Below are 14,161 nucleotides of genomic sequence, written 5' to 3'. Positions count from 1 at the left end.
AGCGGGTCGCCGGCGGCGGAGTGACCTGGCCGCGCGACTTTGCCGCGGCCCTGGCCTCCCACGTCAGGAAAGACCCGTTCACGGCATCGCCGCGCGCCGGGTGTTGCGGAAGGCGCACCGCCCGCGGGTAAGGTTTCGCCGTTCCGTTGAAGCAGCAGCGGTGCGCTCGACCCACCGCCGTCCGGGACGGGAGATGATCGCGTGACCGGTGAACCGCTCCCGCCGGAGCACCTCGACGAACTGACCGCCGCCATGGCCGGGCTCACCGGCGCGCTGGAGTCCGAACCCGCCGAAGCCGAAATACTCGACGCCGTCTGCGCGGAAGCCGTCCGCGCCGTGCCCGGTGCCGACATGGCCAGCATCACCGCGATCAGGGACGGCGAGCCGGCGACCGTGGCGTCCACCGACGACCGCGCCGTCGAGATCGACCGGTTCCAGTACGCCGCTGGCGAAGGCCCGTGCCTGCGGGCCGCGGCGACCGGGGAGATCGTGCGGCTGCCGCTGGTCGCCGCGGACGTCGTGTGGCCGTCGTTCACCACGCACGCCCGCGCGCTCGGCGTCGGCAGCTACCTCGCCGCGCCGCTGCGGGTGGACGAGAACCTCTCCGGCGCGCTCAACCTCTTCGGCTACGGCGATCACGGGTTCGCCGAGACCGACTCGCGGTTGCTGCAGCTCTACACCACGATCGTTTCGTTCGGGCTGCGCACCACCCGGCGGTACCGCCAAGCCCGAAGACAGGCGATCGAGCTGGAAGCGGCGATGCGCACGCGGGCGGTGATCGAGCAGGCCAAGGGCATCCTGATGGCCGTGCACCGGATCGGCGCCGACGACGCGATGAAGCGGCTGGTCACGGAATCCCAGCACACCAACGTGAAGCTGCGGGACGTCGCGGCCCGGTTCGTCGAAGAGCTGTCCGCCGGCTGAGCCGCTCAGGCGGTGCGGCGCACCGGGAACGGCCAGGTCAGCGTGATCACGGTGCCGTCGTCGGTGGAGCGGAGGTCGAGCCCGTCGACGAGCGCCTGGATCAGGCGCAAGCCCCGGCCGCCATCGTCACGCTCGGTGATCGACTCCCAGCGGCCCTGGTCGGCGACGGTGATGACGAGCACCTCCTCGTCGACTCTGGCGCGGACGTCGATCAGTCCCGGCCGGCCGCCGTAGGCGTGGTCGAGCACGTTGGCCATCGCTTCCCAGCACGCCAGCACGACGTCGTCGGCCTGCCTGCCGACCTCCTCGCCGGCCCGCCGCCGCAACCACGAGACCAGGTGCCGGCGCAGGCTCGGCAACGTCCGTGGCGAAATAGTGCCGCGGTACCGCCAGCCGTCCGATCCCAGCTCTTCCACGTTCACCTCCCCGGGGGACTGTGGGTTTGCTACCCACCGGTTCGGTATCTCAATCACGGGTAACGGTTTTCGCTGCTGCGTTCGGCCCTGGTGCGTGGTGCGCCCGCCGTGATCGGATGGGCGGATGACTCGGTCGACGTGGTCCGTGGTGCTGTGCGCGGCGCTGGCCGCGCCCCTGCTGTCCGCCCCGGTGGCCGCCGCGGCCCCCGCGCCGGGGCCGGGTGCGGTTTCGCACTTCGGCCTGGCCCGCAAGGACTGCCTCGGCACCGCGCGGAACACGGCGAGCAAGGCGTGGTTCACGGTGGCGGGCGGCGTGCTGTCCGATGTCTACGCCCCGGTGATCGACAACACGAACGTCGAGTCGCTGCAGTTCGCCGTCACCGACGGGCGCAGCTTCACCGATCTGCAGGCGCGCGACATGACCTACACGGTCCGCACCACCGCGGGCGGGATGGCCTGCGAGGTGACGTCGACCCCGCGCAGCGGCCGGTACCGGCTGGTCACCGAGTACCTGGCCGACCCGGCCCGCACCGGCGTCCTGATCCGCACCCGCCTCGAACCGCTGCGGGGTTCCGGCAACGACCTCAAGGTCTACGTCCGGTACGACGCGAGCATCAACGGCAACGGCGGGGGCGGCCCGGCCAACGGCGGCGGGGACACCGCCACCGTCGACGCGGCGACGAGCGCGCTGGTCAGCGCGGACGCGAACACCGTCTCCAGCGCCCCGGCCCGCGACTACGGCACGCCGCTGGCCGCCGCGCTGCGCGCCGACCGCCGGTTCCTGGCGACGTCCAGCGGGTTCGCCGGCACCACCGGCGACGGGCTGGCGCAGCTGGACCGCGACCACCGGCTCACCGATACGACGCCGTCAGCGGTGAACGGGAACGTCGTGCAGACCGCGCAGCTGGACCTTCAGCCGTACCGGCCCGCCGTGCTGGTGCTCGGGTTCGGCGCGGACGCGCGGACCGCCGTCGCCACGGCCGGGGCGAGCCTGCGCACGCCGTTCGACCAGAGCTACCGCCAGTACGCGCGCGAGTGGCGCGACTACGACAACGGGCTGATCCCGGTGCGCGGCCGGGATTCCGACGCGTACTTGCAGTCGGTCAACGTGCTGAAAGCCAGTGAGGACAAGACGTTCCCCGGCGCGGTGGTCGCGTCGCTCGGCAGCCCGTGGGGGCAAGCGGTCTCCGCGGGCGACGCGCCCGGCGGCAAGCCGGTGTACTTCGGGTCCTACCGCGAGATCTTCGCCCGCGACCTCTACGAGAGCTTCTCCGGCCTGCTCGCGGCCGGCGACCGCGAAACGGCGCGGGCGAGCGTGCGCTGGCTGTTCACCCGCCAGCAGCAGCCGGACGGCCGGTTCCCGCGCAACTCCCTGCTCAACGGCAAGAAGGCGCCCGACTCCGGTGGCGACCAGCTCGACGAGAGCGCGTACCCGATCCTGATGGCGCTACAGGCCGGACTGGACCGCGACCGGACGCTGCACACCGATCACATCCGCGCGGCCGCGGACTTCGTCGTCGCGCACGGGCCGGCGTTCGGTTCGGAGCGCTGGGAAGAACAGGGCGGGTACTCCCCCTCGACCATCGCCGCCGAGATCGCCGGGCTCGTCGCCGCGGGCGTCATCGCCGACCGCAACGGTGACCCGGCGCGCGCGAACGTCTACCGGGCCACCGCCGACCACTTCCAGCGCAGCATCAAGGGCTGGACCGTGACGTCGAACGGCCCGTACGGCGGCCGGTACTTCCTGCGGCTGACCAAGAACGGCGACCCAAACTCCGAGTGGATCTACAACCTCGGCAACGGCTCGGTGGACGCCGACCAGCGCGCGGTCGTCGACGCCGGGTTCCTCGAGCTGCCGCGCCTCGGCGTGCTGCCCGCGAACGACCCGGACATCGCCGCGTCGCTCGCCGTCGTGGACCGCGTGATCAAGAAGGACACCCCCGCCGGGCCGGGCTGGTACCGCTACGGCACGTCGGCGGCGGGCAGCGAAGACGGCTACGGCGACTGCTACGAACCGGATCCGACGAACTGCGGCCCGACCGGGGCGCCGTGGCCCTCGACGAACACCGGGTCCGGGCACCTGTGGCCGGTGCTGGCCGGGGAGCGCGGCGAGCACGCCGTGCAGACCGGCGACCGGGCGGGCGCGGCGGCGCTGCTGCGCGCGATGCGGGCGCAGACCGGGGGCACCGGGCTGATCCCCGAGCAGATCTGGGAGAACCCGGCGCTGCCCGCGTCGCCGTACGGCACGGACCCGCGGACGGCGTCGATCGGCTTCACCCCGGGCCAGTCGGTCGGTTCGGTGGCGCCGCTGAGCTGGGCGCAGTCGCAGTCGGTGCGGCTGGCCAGGGCGCTCGACGACGGGCGGCTGCCCGAGCAGCCCGCCGACGTCCGCGCCCGGTACGTCACGCACGCGCCGCCCGCGGCGCTGCCGGTGACGCTCGACGCGCCCGCGTCCGTGTCGACCGCGACCGCCGAGGTCACCGGGACCGCACCGGCGGGCAGCCGGGTCGACCTCGCGGTGTCGGCCACCGACGCCGGGACGACTTCGGTGGTGTCGGTCCGGGCGTCGGCGGCCGGGACGTTCGGCGCGACCGTGCCGACCCCGCTCGGCGCGAACGTCGTCACGGCGGCCGCGACCGGCGCGGGCACCGGGTACGCGCAGAAGACGATCAGCTCCGACTTCGTCACCGGCACGGTCCTGCTCGACACCGCCGACCCGGACGGCGACGACAACGGCCCGGGCACGTACACCTACCCGACGGCGGGCGACTTCCACGCCGGCGCGTTCGACCTGCAGCGCTTCCAGGTCATCGACTCGGGAGCGAACCTGGTGTTCCGCGCCCAGCTCCGCGACCTGTCGCCGACGTTCGGCTCACCACTGGGCGCGCAGCTGCTGACGATCTACGCGCACGACCCGGCCGCGACGGCGACGTCGACCGCGCCGCCGTTCCCGAGCCGGGCGTACACGATCGCGCCGCAGGACGCGTGGAGCCGGCGCCTCGAGGTCCAGGGCTTCGCCGAACCGGCGCTCGTCGACGCTTCGGGCGCTTCGCTCGCTTCGCCGTCCGTGCAGGCTTCGCAGGCGACGCGGTACATCACGGTCAGCGTGGCGAAGTCCGCGTTCGGGACGCCGTCGGCCGGGTGGACGTTCGCGGTCGTGCTCACCGGCCAGGACGGCAACTCCCCCGACCAGGCGCGCCCGTTCACGCCGACGGCCGGGCAGTACACGTTCGGTCTCTGCCCGGCGGGCGGCACGGCCCCGGTGTGCGCGGCGGACCCGGCCACGGCCCCGAAGGCGTTCGACGTGCTCACGCCGGCCGGGGTGGAGCAGGCGGCGGAGCTCGATCCGACCCGCGGCCCGGTCGCCATCCGCGGAGTGCCGGTCGGCTGAGGGTTTCGCGGACGCGCGCCCGGCCGGTCCACTGTGGACCGGCCGGGCGCGCGTATTCGGGTCAGTGGTCGCGGCCGTGGCGCCCGTGGTCGTCGCCGTGACCACCGTGGTCGTCACCCGCTTCCGCGCCCCGGCCGCGATCGTCGCCGGGCTCAGCGGTCCGCCCGCCGTGGTCGTCGCCCAAGTCGTGCGCGCGGGTCGGGTACGTGCTCGGTGCGGGCCGGGATTCTGTGGTGGTCGCGGAAGTCGAGGTCATCGACGCCACCGCTGACGGGCTGGTGGTCGTGGGACGCCCGTCGTCGGCACCGGACTGGGCCAAGGCCGCCGTCGTGCCGCCCACCGCGAGCGCGGCACCGGCCGCGGCGATCACCAGGATCTTGCGCATGTGCGTTCCTTTCGTTTCCTGTCAACGAAAAGAGCTTCACGCACCGGACGCTAGCGGCGCGCTGCCCGCACCTTAAGGCATCCCTAACGCCGCACCGAGCTCCAGCGCGATCCGGGCGCCGTGCGGCCGCGCGCGGGTCACGCTGAACGTGCCGCCGGACGCGCGCGCCGTCTGGCGGGCGATGTCGAGCCCGAGCCCGGTCGAGCCGGCGCCGCTCTCGCCGCGCGGGACCTCGTCGAAGCCCGGGCCCTCGTCCGAGACCTCCAGGCGGGCGCCCGCGGGCGTCGCCGACAGCCGGATCGCATAGGCCGTTCCCTCGGGGGTGTGCGCGAAAACGTTGCCCAGCAACGCGTCCAGGCACGCCGCCAGCTCGGGCTCCCCGACCGCCACCGGCAGTGGCCCCGGGTCGACCGCCACCGTCACCGCGCGCTCCTGGTCCTGGGCCAGCACCGCCCAGAAGTCCGCCCGTTCGCGGACGACCAGCGCCGCGTCGCACGCCCCCGGCGCCGCGTCCCGCGCCCGCGCCTGGTCGATGAGCGCGGTCACCTGGCGCTCCAGGCTTTCGGCGTGGCCGGTGATCCGGTCCGCTTCCTCGGGGTCGCGCAGCGTCTCGGCGTCCAGCCGCAGCACGGTCAACGGCGTCCGCAGGCGGTGCGAGATATCGGCCACCGCTTCGCGTTCCTGCCGGACCAGGTCGCGGATCCGGGCGGCCAGGAGGTTCAACGCGGCCGCGACCGACCGCACCTCCCCCGGGCCGCCGGGCCGCGCGCGGGCGTCGAGGTCGCCGTCGGCGAGCCGGCGCGAAACCGCCGCGAGCTCGTGGACCGGGCGCACGATCGAACGCGCCAGCCGGTCGGCGACGAACACCCCGAGCGCCAGCAGCAGCACCCCCAGCCCGGCCAGGACCAGCCAGGCCGCGCCCAGTCCGCGGGTCAGCTCCGCCCGGTCCACAAAGGCCCGCACGACCGCGGTCCCCCGCGGCAGTCCCTGGACGGCGACCAGGATCTCCCGGCCGTCGTCACCTTCGACGGTCAGGCTGCTGCCCTGGGCCGCGGCCAGCGTGACCCCGGGCGTGCGCGGGCCGGGCGCGCCGAGCACCGTGCCGTCGGGCAGGAACACGGTCACCGGGTGGCCCGCGGCCGTGTTGAGCTGGTCGACCGCCGGCCTCAGCGCCGCGGTGCTCGCCGTCGCCACCAGCGACGTGAGCGACTGGGCCTTCGCCGTGGCGGCCGTGACCGCGCGGTCCGCGGTGACCGACTTCAGCAGGATCGCCAGCGGCACCAGGAACGCCACCAGCACCAGGCTCATCGCGGCGGCGACGAGAACGGCGAGCCGCTTCCTCACGCGCCGGCCCCCGGCTCGGCCAGCCGGACGCCGACCCGCCGCACGGTGTGCAGGTACCGCGGTTCCTGCGCGGTCTCGCCGAGCTTGCGCCGCAGCCACGAAAGGTGGACGTCGACGGTCTTGTCGGCGCCGGCGTAGGGCAGCTTCCAGACGTCGGTGAGCAGTTCGCGCTTGCTCACCACGGTCCCCGCCCGGCTCGCGAGGTAGTGCAGGAGGTCGAATTCGCGCGGGGTGAGGTCGAGCGGTTCGCCCTCGAGGAACGCCTGCCGGGTCCGCGCGTCCACGCTCAAGCCGCCGACCACCACCGGCGCCGTCGGCTCCTCCGGCTCGCTGCGCCGCAGCACGGCGCGGATCCGGGCGTCGAGCTGGGCACCGCCGAAGGGCTTGACCACGTAGTCGTCGGCGCCCGCGTCGAGCAGCCGGACGATCTCCTCCTCGGCGCCGCGGGCGGTGACCACGATGATCGGCACGGCGCTGACCGCCCGGACCATCCGCAGCACCTCGCGGCCGTCGAGGTCGGGCAGGCCCAGGTCGAGCAGCACGACGTCGGGCCGGTCGGTGACGGCGGCCTGGAGCCCGGCCATCGCGGTCGGCGCGGACGTCACGGCGTGCCCGCGTTCGGTCAGCGCGCGCAGCACGGCCGTGCGGATGGTCGGGTCGTCCTCGACGAGCAGCACGGTCGCCATCTTCGGGAGGCTACACACGCGAAGCCGCTTCGCCGGGCTCCAGGCGAACGCTAAGGGCGGCTTAGCCGCGCTTTAACCCGCCCGGATGGCACAGTGGACGGATGAAGCGGCGTGGGGTGCTGATAGCGGCGGGCTGGCTGCTGGCCGCCGCCGCGACCGCGGGCGTCGGCACGGTGGCCCTCGACGTCGTCGGCGCGGGCATCCTCGGCCCCCAGAACCAGCCGCTCTCGGCCGACGACGTGGCCCGCGCCCTGCAAACGCTGCCCGCGAGCACCTCCGCACCGGTCCCGCCGGCCACGACGACCTCGCCGGGCGCACCGGAACCGCGTGGCCTGACCGTCCCCGGCGGCAGCCTCGTCGCGAAGTGCACCGAGAACCGGGTCGAGCTGCTGTCGTGGAGCCCGGCGCCCGGCTTCCGCGCCGACGACGTCGCCCGCGGCCCGGCCGCCACCGCGTCGGTGAAGTTCAAGAACGACGGGACCGAGAACGTGGTGCTCGTGTCCTGCCGCGACGGCGAGCCGCACGCCGAAACAGTCGCCGACGACGGCCACCACGGCCGCGGCTAGCGCAACGCGCCTAAGTTCGCCGCCGGCCGGGCATGCGACGCGCGATCTCAACCCGGCAGGCCGGCGTTGAGCCGGGCCAGGATGCCGTGCGGGAACGGCAGTTCCGGCGCGCTCACCTCGGTCAGCCGGTCGAGCTGGGCGTCGGTCACCTCGAGCGTCAGCGCGCCCAGGGTTTCGGCCAGCTGCTCGGGTGACCGCGCGCCGATCAGCGGGGCGGGCATCGACGGGCGGCGCGTCACCCAGTGCAGCGCCACCTGGGCCGGGGTCGCGCCGACCTCGGCCGCGAGCGCGCGGACCGCGTCCAGCACCGCCCAGCGGGTCTCGGGCAGGGCGCGGAAACCGGCGTCGCCCGGGACGGCGAGCCGGCCGGTGCCGTCGCCGTCGCGGGTGTACTTGCCGGTGAGGAAGCCGCCGCCGATCGCGCCCCACGGCTGGACGGCGATGCCGAACTCCCGCGCCAGCGGCACGAACTCGGCCTCGATCGCGCGCTCGATCAGGGAGTACTCCAGCTGCAGCGCCGTCACCGGCGGCCCGCCGAGCATCGCGGCCTTCGTCGCGTACCACGCCGGGACGTCGCTGAGGCCGGCCGCGCGGATCTTGCCGGCGCGCACGAGGTCGTCGAACGCCGCCACGACCTCTTCGGCCGGGGTGCAGCCGTCCCAGATGTGCAGCCAGTACAGGTCGACGTGGTCGACGCCGAGCCGGCGCAGCGACGCTTCCAGCGAGGCGACCATGTTCTTGCGGCCGTTGCTGCGGCGGCGCGGGTCGGAGTGCGGCCGTCCGTCGCGGAAGTCGGGGCCGGAGTACTTGGTCGCGAGCACGACGTCGTCGCGAACGACGTCGCGGAGGAACTCGCCGACCAGTTCCTCGCTGCGGCCGGCGCTGTAGTTGTCGGCGGTGTCGACGAAGTTGCCACCGCGCTCGGTGTAGGCGCGGAAGACCTTGCGGGCGGTGTCGTCATCGGCGCAGAGCGGGCCGGTGCCGAAGGTCAGCGTGCCCAGCGCCAGCGGCGAGACGCGCAGCCCGGAACGGCCCAGCGGCCGGTAGTCGTCCAGTTCGGTCATGACTCGATCGTGCAACCCGGAGCGCGGTCCGGGTCAACCCGATCGGGGGCATTCGCGGGCAACTTCGGGGAGTCATCCAGGCATATCCCCGGCTAGCACCGGATGAACGTCCGGTGTGCGCTAGCCTGGCCGGATCAAGGGCGCCGGCCCGCACCCCTTCCTCGAGGAGTCGAATTCGTGCAACCGAACTTGGGGCCAGGTGAAGACTTCCAGCTGCTGCTCGAGCGGCAGGTCCGGGAAATGCAGTCGAAGGCCGCGGCGCTGAACGAAGCGATTTCCGCGGCCGGGGCCACGGTCCGCACCCGGGACGGCGCGGTCACCGTGACGCTCGCCCCGAACGGCGCCCTGACGAACCTCGAGCTCGGGCACCGCGCGTGCGAACTGGGCCCGGCGCGGCTGACGAAGGCGATCATGGGCGCGGTGCGCGACGCCCAGCGCCAGACCGCCCGCGCCGTCGCCGACTCCTTCGCCACCATCAACGGCGACGGCGAGTCGACCGACATGGTCCGGTCCTTCCTGCCGCCCGACCCGCCGCCGGACGGCGACTTCGCGGCGCCCGAGAACGCGGCCGAGCCCGAGCGGACCCCGCCGCCCGCGCCGCCGCGCCCGGCCGCCCCGCCCGCACCGCCGTCCGCCCCGCGTCGCCGTCCCCCGGCCGACGACCACCTCGACGACGAATCGAACCCCTGGTGAGCGGCGGCGGCTTCAAGGTCTCTTCGGAGCCCCTGGCCAACTTCGGCAAGCACCTGGACGAGCTGCAGAGCAACCTGAAGAGCACGTCGGACCTCGTCGGCGGCATGGTCTGCGACCCCGGCATGTTCGGCATCAACCCGGCGTGCCAGCTGATGGCCGCGGGCGCGAGCACCTGGACGGACAAGGCACGGCACCAGTTCGACGCCTACTCGAAGACCATCGGCGAGTTCGCCGACAAGGTCACCGAGGCCGCGAAGCGCTACCAGTCGGGTGAAGAGGACGCCGTGAACTCGATCGTGAGGTTCGACTAGTGGGCGACGACTACCAGGGCAAGGACGTCAGCCTCCACGGCTCCGAACTGTTCAACAGCGACAACGCGTCGGCCGGCGCGGGCTTCTTCGAAGCGGCGATCGGCCTCGACAAGGCCGTCAAGGAAAACGACAAGGTCGCGATCGGCATCGGCTCGGCGGGCATGGCGCTGGAGACGATCGGCCTCGTGCTCGACCCGATCGGCAGCCTGCTCACGGCCGGGATCGGCTGGCTCATCGAGCACATCACGATCCTGCGCTGGCCGCTGGACATCCTGATGGGCGACCCGATCGGCATCGCGGCGGCCAGTGAAGCGCTTACCGCGGAGAAGAAGAAGCTCGAGGAGTGGTCGGCGCAGCACCAGCAGGCGCTCGACACGCTGCTGAAGGAGTGGAGCGGCAACGCCGCGGACCAGTTCAAGAAGGACATGGACGCGGTCACCGAGCAGCTCGGTTCCCTCGGCTGGTACCTCGACCAGGCCGGCAAGAACATGAAGATCGCGGGCGGCATCGTCGGCGCCTTCCGCGGCATCCTCCGCGACCTGATCGCGATGCTCCTCGCGACGATCATCAAGGGCGCCCTGATCGCGGCGGCACTGGCCCCGGTGACGTTCGGCGCGTCGATCGCCATCTTCATCGGCACGACCATCGGCACGGTGGCCACGGCGCTCGGCAAGATCGGCGCGAAGCTGGCCCAGCTCGCCAAGAAGCTCGGCGACCTGCTGCAGGCGTTGACGAAGATGGGCAAGGCGGGCGACGACCTGGCGGCCGTCAAGCCCCCGTCGAGCAGCCTCACCCCGACGCCCACCCCGAAGCCGGACCCCACCCCGGCGCCGAAGCCGGACCCGAAGCCCGAGCCCAAGCCGTCTTCGGCGACGCCGGAGCCGAAACCGGAGCCCAAACCCGAGCCCAAGCCGGACCCCAAACCTGAGCCGAAGCCGGAACCCGCGCCGTCGTCGGCCACGCCGGAGCCCAAGCCCGAGCCCAAGCCGGACACCACACCGGAACCCAAGCCCGAGCCGAAGCCCGAGACCACACCGTCCTCGGCCACGCCGGAACCCAAGCCCGAGCCCAAGCCGGACACCACACCGGAACCGAAACCGGACCCGAAGCCCGAACCCGCGCCGTCGTCGGCCACACCGGAACCCAAGCCCGAGCCGAAGCCCGACACCACTCCCGAGCCCAAGCCCGAACCGAAACCGGAACCCGCGCCCTCGTCATCGTCGGCCACCCCGGACCCCAAGCCCGAACCCAAGCCGGACACCACCCCCGAGCCGAAGCCGGAACCCGCGCCGTCCTCGGCCACACCGGAACCCAAGCCCGAGCCGAAGCCCGACACCACTCCCGAGCCCAAGCCGGAACCCGCGCCCTCGTCGTCCACACCGGACCCGACTCCGACCCCGGATCCCAAGCCGCACAAGCCGTTCACCGATCAGATGACCGACGTCATCAAGAACAAGCTGTCCCAAGTGGACGGTGTGACGCCCGAGATCATGCAAAAGTTCGACAAGATCAGCAACTTCTCCGTGCACGAGCTGGGGAAGCTCTTCGGCAAGGAAGGCGCCGAAAAGTTCGAGTCGGCCATCAAGGTCATGACCGACCCGTGGTTCGGCAAGTCGGGCCTGGCGGGCAAGACCGTCGTCGACATGATCAAGGGCGTGCCGGCCAGCATCGGCAACGTCACCGGCGGCGGGGACGATGACTAGTCGAGCGTCACCGCCCGGGACGCGAGGTGCAGGGCCAGCCTCTCGTCCGGGCGGGACAGGTCCACGCCGAGCAGCTGCGAAATCCGCGCCACCCGCGCGGCCACGGTGTTGCGGTGCACGCCCAGCACCGTGGCCGTCTCGGCGAGCGACGACTCCGCGTCCAGGTAGGCCGCCAGGGTGCGGACCAGGTCGCCCGGGGCGTCCAGCAGCGGGGCGATAAGCGCCCGCGCGGCCGGCTCGAACGTGTCCGTGCGGGTCCACTCGAGCAGCAGCTGGGCCATGCCGAGCTGGTCGACGTGCAGGAAGTGCCCGGTTTCCGGCCGGGTCGCGGCGAGCCGGGCCGCGTCGCGGGCTTCCGCGAGCGTCGCCGCGAGGCCTTCCGGGCGCGCGTGCGGACGGCCGACGCCCATGTGCGCGCCCAGGCGGAGCGTCCGGTGCGCGGCCTGCAGCCGGGTCGCCAGCGACCGCACCCGGGCCGCGGTCGGCTCGTGGTCGAAGGTGACCCAGCCGGTCCAGCCGTCGTCGTGCTCGACGACCACCGCCTCGACGTCCTCCGCCCGCAGCGCCCGCACCACGTCCTGGGTGCGGGCCACCGTGTCGACCGCCGCGGGGACGCCGATGTGCAGCCCGACGTGCCAGCCGCCGAGCCGCCACCCGGCGTCCGCGACCCGGCGGCGCAGGTCCGCGCCGGGCTCGGTGTCCAGGCGCAGCAGGTCGCCGAGCAACGCCGTGCGCGACCGCGCGTCCCGCTCCAGCTCCAGCCGGTTGGCCAGCAGCCAGCGCTGGAGCACGCCGGCGGCCACCGCGAGCGCGGGCGGGACGACGTCGGCGCGGGCGGCTTCGGTCCCCCGCAGCTCGGCCGCCAGCCACAGCGCCGGCCGCTGCAGCAGCACGGGGTGGGCCACCAGCACGCCGTCGTCGAGCTCGGTGCGCTGCGGAACCGGCTCGTCGAGCCGGACGCGCCCGGTGACTTCGCCGGCCAGCGGCGCCCCGCGGTCGTCCAGCACCGCGACCGGGGACCGTAGCAGCCGCCGCAGCACCGCGACGACCTCTTCGGGCGGCCGCAGCCGGTCGCCGAGCGCGCGGTGGGTGGCCAGCAGCAGGCCGGCGCGGTCCAGTTCGGGTGCCGCGAGCAGCAGCCGGGCTTCGACGAGCAGGTCCAGCGGCGAGGCTTCCGTGCCCAGCAGCGGCACGGCCAGGCGATCGGCGAGCAGGCGCGACGCGGTGAGCGGAGCGGCGCCGGGCAGCAGCACGGCGGCCGCCCCGGCGTCGGCACAGCGGCGCAGGAGGGCGTCGATCCGCCAGTCCGTCCCGGCGACCGGCCGGACGACGACGGTCAGCTCCCCCGCCGCCGGCACGCGCGAAGCGTCCAAAGTGGCCTGAACCGTCGCGAGTGGACGGTCGAGCCCGGCCGCGCCGGCGACCACCCGGACGTGCTCCGCCCAGCCCGGCAACGCGAGCACCCGCCGCAAGCTCACGGGAGCCCTCCGTTCTCAAGCGCCCCAAGGTGGCCTTGGTTGCGTCTGACGCACCCAAGGTGGCCTTCGGTGCGTCTGACGCACCGAAGGCCACATTGGGGCGCTCGGGGGTGGCCGGTCACGGGAGGCCCACCGGGTCGCAGTCGATGCCGTACGCGCGCGGGCGCACCACCGGCAGCCAGCGCGGGTCGGTCCAGAACGGCGCCGCCGCCAGGCGCACCACGTCGACCTCCACGCCGGCGCGGATCGCGTCGCACGACACCGGCACGCCGGTGCGGTGGTCGAGCACCGACAGCACGTCCGGGGTGGACGCCACCGGTGCGCCGTCTCGCAGCGCCAGCAGGTATTCGTTCTCCATTTCCAGCCGCAGCAGCGCGCCGTCGCGGTGGTCGGCCAGTGTGACGCTGCCGCGGCCGAAACCCGGGCTGCCGTGCTGCCCCGGCCCGACGTGCCGCGCGACTTCGAGGACCCGGCCGCGGGCCAGCACCGAGCCGTCCAACGCCGCTTCGAGCGCCTCGCGCGCCGGGCTCTCCCCCGCGGCCAGCACGCGGCGGCCGAGTGCCAGCGCGCCGCTCGTCGTGCCCAATACGGCGCACCCGGCCAGTTCCCCGGCCGGGATGGGCGCGAGGGCGAACGCCGCCCAGCCGCCGGAGCCGGCCAGGAACGCGCGGGTCCCCCGCTCGATGACGGCGTCGGACCCGGCCGCCAGCACCACCACCTGACCGCCGGGTTCGGCCAGCGCGGCCGGCGCGATCCCGCGGCCGGTAGCGGCGACGGAGAACTGGTCGAGCCGGGGCAGGCCGCGGCCGGAGAGGTCGGCGTCGGCGTAGGCGAGCCCGAGCTGCTCGGCCACCACCAGCGGCAGCAGCCCGTTGAGGCCGCCGATCTCGATGGACATCAGCGCGTCGGCGCGCTCGCCGGTCCAGCGTTCGACGGCAGCCACCGCGGCCGCGAACTCGTCGCCGCCGGGCAGCTTCTCGGTGAACGCCGCCGTCGCGCCGACGACGCCGACCGGCACCACCCGGGCTGACGGGGACAGCTCGGCCACCGGTGAAACACCGAGCGAGCGACCGCCCTCGACCAGCCGGCGCAGCAGCACGGCGGCGGTGACGGTGTCCCCGCCACCCCCGGACCCGAGCAGGGCCACCCCGCGTTCGAGGGCGGCCACGTCACCGGCGGCGATGCGCATGACTGACCACA

The 14,161-nt window shown here is 73.9% G+C and carries 13 protein-coding genes; 6 read left to right on the top strand and 7 right to left on the bottom strand.

All coding sequences use genetic code 11. The features are described from left to right. Positions 1–201 precede the first annotated feature (201 nt). A complete protein-coding gene (locus H4696_RS00770) occupies positions 202–924 on the top strand; it encodes a GAF and ANTAR domain-containing protein (protein ID WP_086864961.1) in 723 nt (240 codons plus the stop codon). Between the two features lie 5 nt (positions 925–929). Here the strand turns inward: H4696_RS00770 and H4696_RS00765 are convergent, their stop codons facing one another. Next, positions 930–1,340 carry an ATP-binding protein gene (locus tag H4696_RS00765; RefSeq protein WP_086864963.1) on the bottom strand — a complete coding sequence of 137 codons (411 nt, stop codon included), beginning with the start codon at positions 1,338–1,340 and terminating at the stop codon, positions 930–932. 124 nt (positions 1,341–1,464) lie between these two features. Here H4696_RS00765 and H4696_RS00760 point away from each other — a divergent pair, with 124 nt between their 5' ends. After that, entirely contained in the window at positions 1,465–4,731 is a 3,267-nt protein-coding gene (locus tag H4696_RS00760; protein ID WP_086864960.1) for a glucodextranase DOMON-like domain-containing protein, read from the top strand. Positions 4,732–4,792: 61 nt separating this feature from the next. Here H4696_RS00760 and H4696_RS00755 read toward each other — a convergent pair whose 3' ends face one another. The 3 genes from H4696_RS00755 to H4696_RS00745 form a co-directional block, all read right to left on the bottom strand. Then, positions 4,793–5,116 carry a hypothetical protein gene (locus H4696_RS00755; RefSeq protein ID WP_086864959.1) on the bottom strand — a complete coding sequence of 108 codons (324 nt, stop codon included), beginning with the start codon at positions 5,114–5,116 and terminating at the stop codon, positions 4,793–4,795. Positions 5,117–5,188: 72 nt separating this feature from the next. Beyond that, a complete protein-coding gene (locus tag H4696_RS00750) occupies positions 5,189–6,460 on the bottom strand; it encodes a HAMP domain-containing sensor histidine kinase (RefSeq protein WP_086864958.1) in 1,272 nt (423 codons plus the stop codon). Further along, the gene (locus H4696_RS00745; protein ID WP_086864957.1) at positions 6,457–7,146 is read right to left on the bottom strand and encodes a response regulator transcription factor; all 690 of its coding nucleotides are present in this window, start codon (positions 7,144–7,146) and stop codon (positions 6,457–6,459) included. The genes H4696_RS00750 and H4696_RS00745 overlap by 4 nt, the downstream gene beginning before the upstream one ends. Before the next feature lie 101 nt (positions 7,147–7,247). Here H4696_RS00745 and H4696_RS00740 point away from each other — a divergent pair, with 101 nt between their 5' ends. Beyond that, positions 7,248–7,712 carry a septum formation initiator gene (locus H4696_RS00740; RefSeq protein ID WP_143265438.1) on the top strand — a complete coding sequence of 155 codons (465 nt, stop codon included), beginning with the start codon at positions 7,248–7,250 and terminating at the stop codon, positions 7,710–7,712. Between the two features lie 47 nt (positions 7,713–7,759). Here the strand turns inward: H4696_RS00740 and H4696_RS00735 are convergent, their stop codons facing one another. Next, positions 7,760–8,776, bottom strand: coding sequence for an aldo/keto reductase (locus H4696_RS00735; protein WP_086864955.1), 1,017 nt, complete (start codon positions 8,774–8,776; stop codon positions 7,760–7,762). 177 nt (positions 8,777–8,953) lie between these two features. Here H4696_RS00735 and H4696_RS00730 point away from each other — a divergent pair, with 177 nt between their 5' ends. The 3 genes from H4696_RS00730 to H4696_RS00720 are packed head-to-tail and all read left to right on the top strand — an operon-like array spanning position 8,954 to position 11,483. Then, the gene (locus H4696_RS00730; RefSeq protein WP_192781977.1) at positions 8,954–9,469 is read left to right on the top strand and encodes a YbaB/EbfC family nucleoid-associated protein; all 516 of its coding nucleotides are present in this window, start codon (positions 8,954–8,956) and stop codon (positions 9,467–9,469) included. Beyond that, positions 9,466–9,780: a hypothetical protein gene (locus H4696_RS00725; protein ID WP_338078645.1), complete on the top strand. Its 315-nt coding sequence runs from the start codon at positions 9,466–9,468 to the stop codon at positions 9,778–9,780. The genes H4696_RS00730 and H4696_RS00725 overlap by 4 nt, the downstream gene beginning before the upstream one ends. Then, positions 9,780–11,483, top strand: coding sequence for a WXG100 family type VII secretion target (locus tag H4696_RS00720; RefSeq protein WP_192781976.1), 1,704 nt, complete (start codon positions 9,780–9,782; stop codon positions 11,481–11,483). Before H4696_RS00725 ends, H4696_RS00720 begins: the two co-directional genes overlap by 1 nt. Here the strand turns inward: H4696_RS00720 and H4696_RS00715 are convergent. Both H4696_RS00715 and H4696_RS00710 read right to left on the bottom strand, forming a co-directional pair. After that, positions 11,480–12,961: a PucR family transcriptional regulator gene (locus H4696_RS00715; RefSeq protein ID WP_086865455.1), complete on the bottom strand. Its 1,482-nt coding sequence runs from the start codon at positions 12,959–12,961 to the stop codon at positions 11,480–11,482. The two genes, H4696_RS00720 and H4696_RS00715, sit on opposite strands and share 4 nt — an antisense overlap. Positions 12,962–13,079: 118 nt before the next feature. Further along, complete coding sequence (locus H4696_RS00710) at positions 13,080–14,150, bottom strand: DUF917 domain-containing protein (protein WP_192781975.1); 1,071 nt, start codon at positions 14,148–14,150, stop codon at positions 13,080–13,082. Positions 14,151–14,161 lie beyond the last annotated feature (11 nt).

Origin of the sequence: Amycolatopsis lexingtonensis (assembly GCF_014873755.1) — a bacterium.
Lineage (GTDB): Bacteria > Actinomycetota > Actinomycetes > Mycobacteriales > Pseudonocardiaceae > Amycolatopsis > Amycolatopsis lexingtonensis.
This window is presented reverse-complemented; position numbering and strand designations above follow the sequence as displayed.